Genomic DNA, 12402 nt, shown 5'->3' with positions numbered 1-12402 from the left:
GGGGCGTTATCCGGCTTTGCCCCCATGGCCGCAGGAGCCCACCGGCGTTTCGTCGCTGGATGATGGGGCAGGGCGTCCGTCGTGTGATCCATGACGCTACCTGACGGGGCGTATGCGGATCTTGTCGACGATGCGCGGGATAGCGATGACGGCGATGAGCAGCGCGCCGATATAGACGCTGACGACCTGGCCGGGAATATTGTTGAGCGACATGCCGAAGGTGACCAGGCCGAGCACCAGAACGGCGAGCACGACGCCGAGAATGGAGCCGACGCCGCCCGCGATGGAAACGCCGCCAAGGATGACCATGGTGACGATATCGAGCTCCCAACCGACGCCGATGTTGGAGCGCATGGAGCCGAGACGCGCGGTGAGGAGCGTCGCGGCGAGGCCGGAAAGAGCGCCCGACGTCACGAACAGCAGGAAGCGCAGACGGTCGACCGGGATGCCGGAAAACCGCGCGGCGACCGGGTTCGAGCCGATGGCGAAGAGCTGGCGGCCGACCGCGGTCTTGTGCAGGAACAGGCCGAACAGCACAGCCAGCACGAGAAAGATCAGGAACGACAACGGAACGGGCGGCACGAACAGCCAGGGGATTCCTGTCTCCTTCATCTTGATGAAATAGCTCTGCCCGAGGTCGAGGAATTCCTGCGGATATTTCGTCTTCGCCTGATCGCCGAGAATGACCTGGGTCAGGCCGCGAAAAAGCGACATGGTGCCGATGGTGATGACGATCGACGGCAGGCTGAACCAGGTGACCACGAAGCCGTTGAAGATGCCGCACAGGAGCCCGACGCCGATGCCGACGGCGAACAAGGCAAACGGCCCGAAGCCGGCTTCCGCGGCATAGCCGATGGCCATGGCGGCGAGCGCCACGATCGCGGCGACCGAAAGGTCGATCTGGCGCACCAGGATGAGCAGCGCCATGGCCAGCGCGATGATCGCCTTCTCGGAGAAATTGAAGGTCGCATCGGCAAGATTGAAGACGTCGAGAAAGTAGGGGGACACGATCGTGTTCACGACAACTGTCGCCGCCAGCAGGATGACGAGGATCACCTCCCAGCGCAGCAGCACGTCGCGCAAGCTGTGCGGCGGTGCATCGAGGACGGCATAGCGATCTTGGGGCGGCATCGGCGCGTTCATGATCACACTCGTTTCAGGCGCCGCGCCTCTGGCAGGATCAGCTTGTCCGGCCTGCGTTCCGCCCGCGCGTTGATGACGACCGCGGCCAGGATCACCGCGCCCGAGATCGCCATCTGCCAGAAGGGCGAAATCTGCAGCACAGGTAGCGCGGTCATGACGATGCCGAGGAAAAGCGCGCCGAGCAACGTGCCGGCGACCGAGCCGACCCCTCCGCCGATCGAGACGCCGCCGATGACACAGGCCGCGATGACCGTGAGTTCGTAGCCGCTGGCGATTTCGGAATAGGCGACGCCGTAGCGCGCGACCCAGAGATAGCCGCAGAGGCCGGCGACCGCGCCGGAGATCGCGTAGGAGAGGAGTTCCTGGCGCCGCAGGTCGATGCCGCAATAGCGCGCGGCGACGGGGTTGCCGCCGACTGCATAGAGGCCGCGGCCGGCACGCGTATGGTTGAGGAACGCCCAGAACAGGAACGACACGACGATGGCGATCCAGACGGGGCTCGCAAGGCCGAGGAAGACCTGCTTCGGAAAGGCCTGGAAGGCGGCGCCCATCTCCGAGGCGTTTACCTGGTCTCCGCCGGCGATGATGATGATCATGCCGCGGAACACCGCCAGGGTGCCGAGTGTCATCACGATCGGCGGAATGCCGAGAAAGGCGATCAGCAGGCCGTTGAAGAGGCCGAGCACCAGCCCCGACAAGACACCGGCAAGGATCATGAGGACCAGCGGTGTATCAGGATAATACTGGCTGACGAGTGCCGCCAGCATGCCCGACAGAGCGAGGTTCGCTGCCACGGAAAGGTCGATGCCGCGCGTCAGGATGACCGTCATCTGGGCAAGCGCCATCATGAACAGCACCGATGTCTCGGTGAGCATATCGCTGATGTTGTCCCAACGCAGGAAAACCGGCTGATAGCTGCCGATCGCGGCGACCCCGACCACCAGGACAAGTGCGAGGATCAATTCGCGATAGTCGAACAGGCGCTTCACGCGGCCTCCTTCGCAGCGCCCGTCGCGGCGCCGACGATCGCCTCGGCGCTCCACTGGCCGCGCCGGAACTCGTCGACGATCCGCCCTTCCTTCATGACGAGCACGCGGTCGGCCAGGCCCATGACCTCCGGCAGCTCCGAAGTGATGAGGATCACCGCGAGCCCATCGCCTGCCAGTTCGCCGATGAAGTCGTGGACCGCCGCCTTCGAGCCGATATCGATGCCTTTTGTGGGCTCATCGAGCACGATCACCTTCGGCTGCGTCGCCAGCCATTTGGCGATCACCACTTTCTGCTGGTTGCCGCCGGAGAGCTCGCCGAGCTTCTGTTCCCAGTTAGCTGCCTTGACGGAGAGGCGTCTGCCGAGGCGGCGCGTTTCGGCCTGCTCGGACGGGCGGGACAGGAACAGTCCGCGGACATGCTTGGCCAGATTGGCGAGCGTGAGGTTTTCGCGGATGCTGAGTGAAAGGATCGCACCCTGTTCCTGCCGATCCTCCGGAACATAGGAGATGCCGGCAGCGATGGCGTCAGACGGGGTGCGAATGGAAAGCTGCCGGCCGGCCAGCCTGATCGTGCCCCGGGTTCTCGGCGTTATGCCGAACAGGCCCTGCATGGCTTCCGTGCGGCCGGCGCCGACCAGTCCGTAAAGGCCGAGGATCTCACCCTTCCTCAGGTCGAAGGAGACGTCGGCATATTCGGTCGCATTGGAGAGGCCGGCGACCGACAGGATGACATCGCCAATGGCCACGTCGCGTTTCGGGAAAACCTGGTCGACCGGACGCCCCACCATCATGCGGACGAGCTGCGGCTCCGTAACGGAGGCGATGTCTCCTTCGCCGACCTTCTCGCCGTCGCGCAGGCAGACGAAATCGTCGGCGATGCGGAAGATCTCGTCAAACTTGTGCGAAATGAAGACGATCGCGCGGCCCTCGGCCTTCAACTGCGCGACGATACGGAAGAGGTCGTCGATCTCGTTGGCCGAGAGAGCAGCCGTCGGCTCGTCCATGATCACGACGCGGGCTTCGTGGGAGAGGGCGCGGGCAATCTCGACAAGGTGCTTTTGCGCGACGGACAGCCGCTTGAGCTTGAAATCGGTGGGTATCGCGGCGTCGATGCGCCTCAGGAGATCCGCGGACCTGGCATGCATCTCGCTCCAGTCGATCAGGGGCGCCCGGCCTTTCGGCATATGGCCCATGAAGATGTTCTCGGCGACCGACAACTCGTCGAACATCACCGTTTCCTGGTGGATTGCGGCGATGCCGGCTGCCCAGGCATCGCGCGGCGAGGAGAAGGCCTTCACTTCGCCGCCAACCCGGATCTCGCCCTTGCTCGGGTGGTAGATGCCGGTGAGGATCTTGACGATCGTCGACTTGCCGGCGCCGTTTTCGCCCAGAATTGCGGTGACGCGGCCGGGCCGCAAGGAAAAGCTTACGTCATGCAACGCCCGCACGCCGGGGAAGCTCTTGGAGACGCCGGAAAGGGTGAGGATGGCTTCAGACACGGCGGTTGGTGCGAAATCCACATTTCGGTGCGGTCATGACCGGAACCTCCGGTCATGACCCTGGCTCGTGCTTGCGGATGCGTCGATCAGAAGATCTTGGCGAATTCCTCGACATTGGTCTTGTTGAACTCGAAGGGTTCGCCCATCACGGCCTCGCCGTCGGCGCCCACGGTGGTCTCGCCCTTCTTGCCCATCGAGAGCTTGGCGCCCTCGGTCGCTTCCTTGCCGTTGAGCAGATCGGCCATGATCATGGTCGAGGAATAGCCGTATTCCACCGGGTTCCAGATCGCGAAGGAATCGCAGGCGCCCTTCAAGACATAGTCCTTCATTTCCGAAGGCAGGCCGAGACCGGTGATGAACACCTTGCCGACGAGGCCCCCGTCGACGATCGCCTTGGCGCCGGAGCGGATGCCGATCGTCGTCGGAGAAATGACGCCCTTCAGGTTCGGATGGGCCTTCACCAGCCCCTGCATCTCGCGGTAGCTCTTGTCGTCCTGGTCGTCGCCATAGACTGTCGCGACCAGCGGCATTTCCTTGTATTCCGGTTTCTTCCACTCCTCCTTCATGGCCTCGATCCAGGAGTTCTGGTTGGTCATGGTGGAGGCGGCCGACAGGATCGCGACTTCGCCCTTGCCGCCGAGAGTCTTCGCGATCATCTGCACCTGCTTGGCGCCGATCAGCGGCGTCGAGGAAGCAGAAAGGTGCACGATGCGGCCGGCCGGCGCGATCGCCGAATCGAAGCTCATCACCTTGATGCCGCGCTCCATCGCCTTCTTGCCGACCGGCACCAGTGCGTCGGCATCGTTGGCGGAGACGATGATGCCGTCGACCTTTTGCGCGATCTGCGCGTCGATCACCGCGATCTGCTCTTCCGCGGTCGGCTTGGCGGAGGCGGTGTAGATGATCTCGATGCCGCCGAGTTCACTGGCGGCCTCCTTGGCGCCGTTGGCGCAGGCATCGAAATAGCTGTTGCCGAGATTCTTGACGATCAAGGCGATGCGCTTGTTCGCCTGCGCCCGCGACGGGCCTGTCAGTATGGCGGGCGCAGCAGCGACGAAGGCTGCTCCCCCTGCGATTTTCAAGATAGTGCGACGCGTCGTTTTCATGGCAATTCACCTCCCTGCCATTGTCAGCTTTCCCGAACCGGCGCCTGCCTGTCCCCTGGCGTTGATCTGTCAGGGACGTCGATCAAGCGTCAACCAAGGCTCCTCCAATATTGTCCGGCATGCTCCTCAGCCATGCCGGGCCTTCTGATCCTGCGTTGCCGCTGACGTCGCGACAACCAGTTTCACGCCCGCCGCCTCGAGCATCTTCGCATCACGGTCCTCGAGGCGAGCGTCGGTGACCACCGTCGCGATACGTGACAGCCCGCACAGGATGAGGCTGGAACGTTGCCGGAACTTGGATGAATCGATCAGCACGACCAGTTCATCGGCCTGGTCGATGAGCTTCTGTTCCGCCTGGATCAGCAGCGGATCGCCTTCCATGAGGCCCTGCGGACCAAGACCCTGTGCGCCCATGAACATGCGTTTGGCGTAGAAATTGCGCGTGACGTCGTTTTCGAACGGCGAGAGGATGACGTTCTGCTCGCGATAGATGACGCCGCCCGATACCATGACGGTGTTCTTCGAGTGCCTCAGCAGATGATCGGCGATCGGAAAGGAGTTGGTGAAGATCGTCATGCGCCGGTTGGCAAGGAAATGCACCATCTGAAACGTCGTCGTACCGCCATTGATGATGATGGACTCGCCGTCCCTGCACAGTTCGACGGCTTCCTTGGCGATGGCGCGCTTCTCGGCCTGGTGAAGCGTCTCGTTGACGCTGTAAGGGCGACCGGCAATGCCCATGAACTGGGGCGGGGTGAGGGCCTCCGCGCCGCCGCGCACGCGGCGCAGCCGCTTCTGAAGATGGAGTGCGGCGATATCGCGCCGGATCGTGGCCTCGGAGGAATCCGTGAGTGCAACCAGTTCCGCGACCGTCACCACAGGTTTTTCCTGGACGGCCGACAGAATGATCCGGTGGCGCTCTTTTTCGTGCATTGCTCCTCCCAGCCAGACAATCTAGGCAGCGGTTCCGTATATTGTCAATCAAGTCCGATCACGAATTTCAATTGTGCGGTGCAGAATGATCGATGGTGATCGTTACTGATTGACATTTGAAAGATCGGCGTGCGAATTTGACTCCAACAAGGGTGCGGCCATCGATCGGGAGGAATGCCTGTCATGCCTGAACAGCGAACCGCCTCGCGACTCGCCAACCTCTGGGATGACGAGAAAGCCGCTTCGATGACGGAAGCCGAGCGGCTGCTCTACCGTTCCAACCTGCTCGGTTCGGACAAGCGGATCACCAATTACGGCGGCGGCAACACGTCCGCGAAAGCGGTGGAGCGCGACCCGCTGACCGGTGAGGCGGTCGAGGTCCTGTGGGTCAAGGGTTCGGGCGGCGATGTCGGCACGATCAAGCTTGACGGTTTCGCCACGCTCTACATGGACAAGCTCGAGGCCCTGAAGAAACTTTATCGCGGCGTCGAGCATGAAGACGAGATGGTCGGCTATCTGCCGCATTGCACCTTCAATCTCAATCCGCGCGCGGCCTCGATCGACACGCCGCTGCATGCCTATGTGCCGAAGGATCATGTCGACCACATGCATCCCGATGCCGTCATTGCCATTGCAGCCTCCACGAACAGCAAGGAATTGACGCAGACGATTTATGGCGGCGAGATCGGTTGGCTGCCATGGAAACGTCCAGGCTTCGAACTCGGTCTCTGGCTTGAGAAATTCGCCCGCGAAAACCCCGATGCCGTCGGCGTCGTGCTTGAGAGCCACGGCCTGTTCACCTGGGCGGACAGTGCCAGGGAGTGCTACGAAACGACCATCCGCATCATCAACCGCGCGATCGAGTGGTTCGAGACCGAGACCCGCGGCAAGCCGGTCTTCGGCGGCGCTGCGGTGAGGTCGCTGGCGGCGGACGAGCGCCGCGCCGTCGCGGCGAAACTCATGCCGGCGATCCGCGGCATGATATCCGCGTCGGGACACAAGGTCGGGCATTTCGACGACCAGGACGCCGTGCTCGAATTCGTCGGGTCGAAGGATCTGCGCAAGCTTGCGGCCTTGGGCACCAGTTGTCCCGACCACTTTCTGCGCACCAAGATCAGCCCGCTGGTCATCGAATTCGATCCGGAAAAACCAGACCTCGAGAAGGCGCTGGCCGCTCTGCCTCAGGCGGTCGAAGCCTATCGCCAGGGCCATGCGGCCTACTACCAGCGCTGCAAAATGGCGGACTCGCCTGACATGCGCGACCCGAACGCCGTCGTCTATCTCGTGCCCGGCGTCGGCATGATCACCTTCGCCAGGGACAAGGCGACGGCGCGCATATCAGGGGAGTTCTATGTCAACGCCATCAACGTGATGCGCGGGGCCTCCACGGTATCGGCCTATATGGGCTTGCCCGAAAGGGAAGCATTCGGCATCGAATACTGGCAGCTCGAGGAAGCGAAACTTCAGCGCCTGCCGAAACCGAAACCGCTCGCCGGACAGATCGCGCTGGTAACGGGCGGCGCCGGCGGTATCGGCAAGGCAAGTGCTGCGCGCCTGCTTGCGGACGGTGCCTGCGTGGTGCTCGCCGACATCGACGAAGCGGTACTGAACGCAGTAGTGGCTGAGCTTGGCGAGAAGGCAGGCAAGGATTTTGTCCGTGCAGCAAGGGTCGATGTGACCGACGAGGCTGCCGTCATCGCCGGCTTCGCGGAGACGGCGGTGGAATTCGGCGGCGTCGACATCCTGGTCTCCAATGCCGGCCTCGCCTCGTCCGCGCCGGTCGAGGAAACGACGCTCGCGCTCTGGAACAAGAACATGGACATCCTGTCCACGGGTTATTTCCTGGTCAGCCGCGAAGCGTTCAAGCTGTTTCGTGCGCAGGGTATTGGCGGCAAGGTCGTGTTCGTCGCCTCGAAGAACGGGCTCGCCGCCTCGCCGAATGCCGCCGCCTATTGCACGGCGAAAGCCGCCGAGATCCATCTTGCCCGCTGCCTCGCACTGGAGGGCGCGGAGGCACAGATCCGGGTGAATGTCGTCAATCCCGATGCGGTCCTGCGCGGCTCGAAGATCTGGACCGGCGAATGGAAGGAACAGCGCGCGGCAGCCTATAAATTGTCGACCGACGATCTGGAAGAGCACTATCGTTCGCGATCCATGCTCAAGCGATCGGTGTTTCCGGAGGACATCGCCGAGGCCGTATATTTCTTCGCGTCCGAGTTGTCGGCCAAGTCGACCGGCAACATCATCAATGTCGACGCCGGCAACGCACAGAGCTTTCCGCGGTAGTGTCGGCCCTCCGTCGTTACGTCGGGAGTAACGCAGCCGGACAGGAGGCTTCGGCGATCGATGGGGGCGGTGATCGATTGGGAGGATATCAATGCCGGAGCAACTTATCTCCGCTGACGTCGTGGCGACAGAAAACGCGTCCCGTGAAGCAGGTCTGAAACGGGACTATGAAGCGCTTGGCGAGCAACTTTCCCGTCGCGGCATCCAGATCGACAACATCAAGAAGAAGGTCGCCGAATTCGCCGTCGCGATACCGTCCTGGGGAGTGGGGACCGGCGGGACGCGTTTTTCGCGTTTCCCCGGCGGTGGAGAACCGCGCGATATCTTCGACAAGATCGAGGACTGCGCGGTCATCGCGCAGCTGACGCAGGCGACACCGAGAGTGTCACTGCACATCCCCTGGGACAAGGCCGATCCGGGGCGACTGAAACAGGCCGCGTCGCGCTTCGGCCTTGCCTTCGACGCGATGAACTCGAACACCTTCTCCGACGCAAGGGACCAGAGGCTTTCCTACAAATTCGGTTCGCTGAGCCATGCCGACGCCGCCGTCCGCAGGCAGGCGATCGAGCACAACATCGAATGCATCGAGATCGGCAAGGGCATCGGTTCCAGGGCGCTGACGGTGTGGATCGGCGACGGTTCGAATTTTCCGGGCCAGGTGAATTTCGCCAAGGCGTTTCGCCGCTATCTCGACGCCATGCAGGAAATCTACGCCGTCCTTCCGGACGACTGGCGGCTCTTCACCGAACACAAGATGTATGAGCCGGCCTTCTATTCGACCGTCGTGCAGGACTGGGGAACGAATTATCTGATTGCCCAGGAGCTAGGGCCGAAGGCCTATTGTCTGGTCGACCTCGGCCACCACGCGCCCAATGTGAACATCGAAATGATCGTGTCGCGGCTGATCCAGGTCGGCAAGCTCGGCGGCTTCCATTTCAACGACTCGAAATATGGGGACGATGATCTCGACGCGGGCTCGATCGATCCGTACCGGCTCTTCCTCGTCTTCAACGAACTGGTGGAAGCGGAACTGTCTGGAGCGAAGGGCTTCGATCCTGCTCATATGCTGGATCAGAGCCACAACGTCACCGATCCGATCGAAAGCCTGATGCTGTCCGCGATAGAGGTGCAGAGGGCCTATGCGCAGGCGCTTCTGGTCGACAGGCAGGCATTGGAGGGCTACCAAGAAGAGAACGACGCGCTGATGGCCACGCAAAGCCTGAAGGTAGCATTCCGCACCGACGTCGAGCCGATCCTCGCCATGGTACGCCGGGAAAGGGGCGGCGCCGTCGATCCCGTTGCCGCCTATCGCGCCGCCGGCTATCGCGCCAAGGTGAGCGCAGAACGGCCAACCGTTGCGGCGGGAGGAGGGGGAATTGTCTGATTGATGCACTGGGCCGTGCGAACCGGCCGAAGCATCGCCGGATAGGTCACCCAGGTTCCCTCGATGATCCGCAAAATGTGACCGGATGTCTTGGTAGACCGCACCGATGAGGGCCGACGGTCGCGGCGCCTATCATCTGGCGCTGAAGCTTCCTGACATCTTCATAGGGTGGACGCCAATTGATCGAGGTGAATTCGCCTGTAACGCCGGTCTTTTTGTTGTTGCCTGGAAAATCGGGGCGTCGGCCAAGTCAGGCCGCCAGTTTCGGCTACGGATACCTTATCCGGCAAATGTACTCTTCTGAAGATTTCCCGTCTTTGCAAGAGATTGGAAGCTGGACAATTTGACTTGCGCGTGTAAGATATCGTGCGGGCTTCAAGCTAAAAGTCGAAAGACAAGTATTCTGGTACCCTGCGCACTGTAACGGGGGGCGCAGCTATACGTCGTTCATTCGAGCGCAGGCGGATGGCAACCCTCGGCTGGCGGAGGATGTCATGCCTGTTCATCCGACTTATCCCGGTGTCTACATCGAAGAAATCCCGAGCGGCGTAAGACCCGTCGCGGCGGTGGCGACGTCGATCGCCGCTTTTGTCGGCTCGTTTCGGAAGGGCCTGCTCGACGAAGCCGTGCAACTGCTGAGCATCGCCGATTTCGAGCGCGAATATGGCGGGCTCGACCGCAACAGCGAGACCTCCTACGCGATCCAGCAGTTCTTTCTCAATGGCGGCACCGAGGCATGGGTGGTCAGGGTGGCCGACACGCTTACCGGAGCCGGCGCTGCCCCGCCGACGAACGCCAGATCGGCCACGGTCACGCTCACGCAGGATCCCGGCGGCGGAACGGCGATACTGAACGTCACGGCCGGTCGCCGCATCCGGGGCGAGAGCGCCGAAAATCCCGGCGCCTGGGGCAACTTCCTGCGCGTCGATGTCGACTACGGCACTGCGGACCCGCTTGCGCAGTTCAACCTGACAATCAGCGAGGTGCGGATCGACGGTGACCGCACTGTGGTCCTGCAGACCGAGACGTTTCGCAATCTCACCTTGGAACCGGACACGGTCAACAACGCCATCGAGGTCGTGAACCAGGGATCGCGGCTGGTGCAGATCGAGCTTGGCTCGGCCCTGCCGGCTCCCTTCGTGGCGGACTTCAGGCCGGCCGTCGGCGGTACGCTCGGCGACCTGCTGCCGATTCCCGCGACGATCCCCGCCGACGGCAGTGCCTTCGGCGTCGATATAGGCAGCGGCGCAATCGCCGGCACCATCGACTATGGCGGGGCTGCCGCACCCACGACCTATGCCGCGCTTCTGCCCTTCGTGCAGAATGCCGTACGCCGTGCCGCCAGCGACGCGACGGTGCCCAACAATCTGAAGCCGCTCCTGAGCGGGGCGACCGTCACGCTCGTCGGCAACAGCACGGCAAACAATGCCTCACGCTTCCACGTCCAGCTGGGGCGCGCGGCACGGCCTTTCGACCCGACGCTGCAGATCGCCCTTACCGGGGCTGGAGCCGACACCATCAATCTCTCCAACGCCAACGGCGCCCTGGAGAACGCGCAGCAATTCGCCCTGGCCGACGGCCATGACGGCACGCCGGCAGCGGCCGGCACGACGTTCCGGCCTATCCCCCTTGCCTTCTTCCAGGGCTCGGCGGCGGCCCGCACCGGCATCTTCGCGCTGGAGGACGTCGATCTCTTCAATATCCTGTCCATACCGGAAGCCACGTTTCTGGCCCCGGACCAGAGCCAGACGCTCTATGCCGCGGCGGAAGCCTATGTCGAGAGCCGTCGCGCCATGCTGATCGTAGACATCCCGGACGCTGTCCGGCGGCTGGATCAGATGCATACCTGGCTGACCGAGAACGAGAGCCTGCGCCATCCCAACGCCGCCGTCTATTTCCCCCGCACCAACGTGCTCGATCCGCTGAACGGCAACCGGCCACGCTCCATCGGGGCGAGCGGTACCGTCGGTGGCCTCTGGGCACGCACGGACTCCCAGCGCGGCGTCTGGAAGGCGCCGGCAGGGACCGATGCGAGGCTGCGCAATGTGGAGAGCCTGGGCTATCTCCTGACCGATCTGGAGAACGGGACGCTCAACCCGCTCGGCGTGAACTGCCTGCGCAATTTCCCCGTCTACAGCAACATCTGCTGGGGCGCCCGCACGCTGGAAGGGGCGGATGTCATCGCTTCGGACTGGAAATACGTGCCCGTCCGGCGCACGACGCTGTTCATTGAGGAAAGCCTCTACCGCGGCACCAAATGGGTGGTGTTCGAACCCAACGACGAGCCGCTCTGGGCGCAGATCCGGCTGAATGTCGGTGCCTTCATGCACGATCTCTTCCGCAAAGGCGCCTTCCAGGGCACGACGCCGCGCGAGGCCTATTTCGTCAAATGCGACGGCGAGACCACGACGCAGACCGACATAGACCTCGGCATCGTCAATATCGAGGTCGGGTTTGCGCCGCTGAAGCCCGCCGAGTTCGTCATCATCAAGATCCAGCAGATCGCCCGGCAGACGGTAGAGTAAGGAGGAAAGGTCATGGCGTCCTTCAGCACCAATCCCCGCCGTTTCGACCCTTACAAGAACTTCAAGTTCCGGGTGAAGTGGGACGGCCGTTACGTTGCGGGCATCAGCAAGGTCGGAGCGCTGAAGCGCACCACCGAAGTCGTCGAGCACCGCGAAGGCGGCGACCCTTCTACCGGCCGCAAGTCTCCGGGACGGACCAAATACGAAGCGATCATGCTCGAGCGCGGCGTCACCCACGATCTCGAATTCGAGCAATGGGCCAACAAGGTGTGGAATTTCGGGGCAGGGCTGGGCTCCGAAGTATCGCTTGCCGACTTCCGCAAGGACGTCATCATCGACGTCTTCAACGAGGCAGGACAGAAGGTGCTGTCGTACCAGGTGTTTCGATGCTGGGTTTCGGAATACCAGGCTCTGCCGGACCTAGACGCAAACGCCAATGCCGTGGCGATCCAGACCATCAAGCTCGAGAATGAAGGCTGGCAGCGCGACGTCTCGGTGACCGAGCCTTCGGAGCCGAGCTTCGTCGTTCCGGCATGA

At 62.7% G+C, this 12402-nt stretch carries 9 protein-coding genes; 4 read left to right on the top strand and 5 right to left on the bottom strand.

Features of this window, described 5'->3' with window-relative positions; genetic code table 11:
• Positions 1 to 96 precede the first annotated feature (96 nt).
• The 5 genes from JN280_RS31245 to JN280_RS31225 form a co-directional block, all read right to left on the bottom strand.
• Positions 97 to 1131, bottom strand: coding sequence for an ABC transporter permease (locus JN280_RS31245; protein ID WP_446720856.1), 1035 nt, complete (start codon positions 1129 to 1131; stop codon positions 97 to 99).
• A gap of 14 nt (positions 1132 to 1145) precedes the next feature.
• Complete coding sequence (locus JN280_RS31240) at positions 1146 to 2132, bottom strand: ABC transporter permease (RefSeq protein ID WP_202308025.1); 987 nt, start codon at positions 2130 to 2132, stop codon at positions 1146 to 1148.
• Positions 2129 to 3631, bottom strand: a complete 1503-nt coding sequence (locus tag JN280_RS31235) for a sugar ABC transporter ATP-binding protein (protein WP_244742326.1) — start codon at positions 3629 to 3631, stop codon at positions 2129 to 2131. The genes JN280_RS31240 and JN280_RS31235 overlap by 4 nt, the downstream gene beginning before the upstream one ends.
• A gap of 86 nt (positions 3632 to 3717) precedes the next feature.
• Complete coding sequence (gene rhaS / locus JN280_RS31230; RefSeq protein WP_202308023.1) at positions 3718 to 4737, bottom strand: rhamnose ABC transporter substrate-binding protein; 1020 nt, start codon at positions 4735 to 4737, stop codon at positions 3718 to 3720.
• 126 nt (positions 4738 to 4863) lie between these two features.
• Entirely contained in the window at positions 4864 to 5670 is an 807-nt protein-coding gene (locus JN280_RS31225) for a DeoR/GlpR family DNA-binding transcription regulator (RefSeq protein WP_202308022.1), read from the bottom strand.
• A gap of 183 nt (positions 5671 to 5853) precedes the next feature.
• On the opposite strand from JN280_RS31225, the gene JN280_RS31220 reads away from it, so the two are divergent.
• The 4 genes from JN280_RS31220 to JN280_RS31205 all read left to right on the top strand — a co-directional run bounded on the left by JN280_RS31220 (position 5854) and on the right by JN280_RS31205 (position 12402).
• A complete protein-coding gene (locus tag JN280_RS31220) occupies positions 5854 to 7956 on the top strand; it encodes a bifunctional rhamnulose-1-phosphate aldolase/short-chain dehydrogenase (RefSeq protein WP_202308021.1) in 2103 nt (700 codons plus the stop codon).
• Positions 7957 to 8047: 91 nt separating this feature from the next.
• Positions 8048 to 9340 (top strand): L-rhamnose catabolism isomerase, encoded by a 1293-nt coding sequence (rhaI, locus tag JN280_RS31215; RefSeq protein ID WP_202308020.1) that lies wholly within the window; start codon positions 8048 to 8050, stop codon positions 9338 to 9340.
• A 494-nt stretch (positions 9341 to 9834) separates the two neighbouring features.
• Positions 9835 to 11865 carry a phage tail sheath C-terminal domain-containing protein gene (locus JN280_RS31210; RefSeq protein ID WP_202308019.1) on the top strand — a complete coding sequence of 677 codons (2031 nt, stop codon included), beginning with the start codon at positions 9835 to 9837 and terminating at the stop codon, positions 11863 to 11865.
• A 12-nt stretch (positions 11866 to 11877) separates the two neighbouring features.
• Positions 11878 to 12402, top strand: coding sequence for a phage tail protein (locus tag JN280_RS31205; protein WP_202308018.1), 525 nt, complete (start codon positions 11878 to 11880; stop codon positions 12400 to 12402).

The organism is Mesorhizobium sp. L-8-10, assembly GCF_016756635.1.
Taxonomy (GTDB): Bacteria; Pseudomonadota; Alphaproteobacteria; order Rhizobiales; family Rhizobiaceae.
The sequence above is the reverse complement of the archived record's forward strand: the minus strand, read 5'-3'. Positions and strand labels throughout refer to the sequence as shown.

Bases quoted from the DNA above. Each gene is read 5' to 3' on its own strand.
- JN280_RS31220 (WP_202308021.1), top strand. From the start codon at position 5,854: ATGCCTGAACAGCGAACCGCCTCGCGACTCGCCAACCTCTGGGATGAC.
- JN280_RS31210 (WP_202308019.1), top strand. From the start codon at position 9,835: ATGCCTGTTCATCCGACTTATCCCGGTGTCTACATCGAAGAAATCCCG.
- rhaI (WP_202308020.1), top strand. From the start codon at position 8,048: ATGCCGGAGCAACTTATCTCCGCTGACGTCGTGGCGACAGAAAACGCG.
- JN280_RS31245 (WP_446720856.1), bottom strand. From the start codon at position 1,131: ATGCCGCCCCAAGATCGCTATGCCGTCCTCGATGCACCGCCGCACAGC.
- JN280_RS31225 (WP_202308022.1), bottom strand. From the start codon at position 5,670: ATGCACGAAAAAGAGCGCCACCGGATCATTCTGTCGGCCGTCCAGGAA.
- JN280_RS31205 (WP_202308018.1), top strand. From the start codon at position 11,878: ATGGCGTCCTTCAGCACCAATCCCCGCCGTTTCGACCCTTACAAGAAC.
- rhaS (WP_202308023.1), bottom strand. From the start codon at position 4,737: ATGAAAACGACGCGTCGCACTATCTTGAAAATCGCAGGGGGAGCAGCC.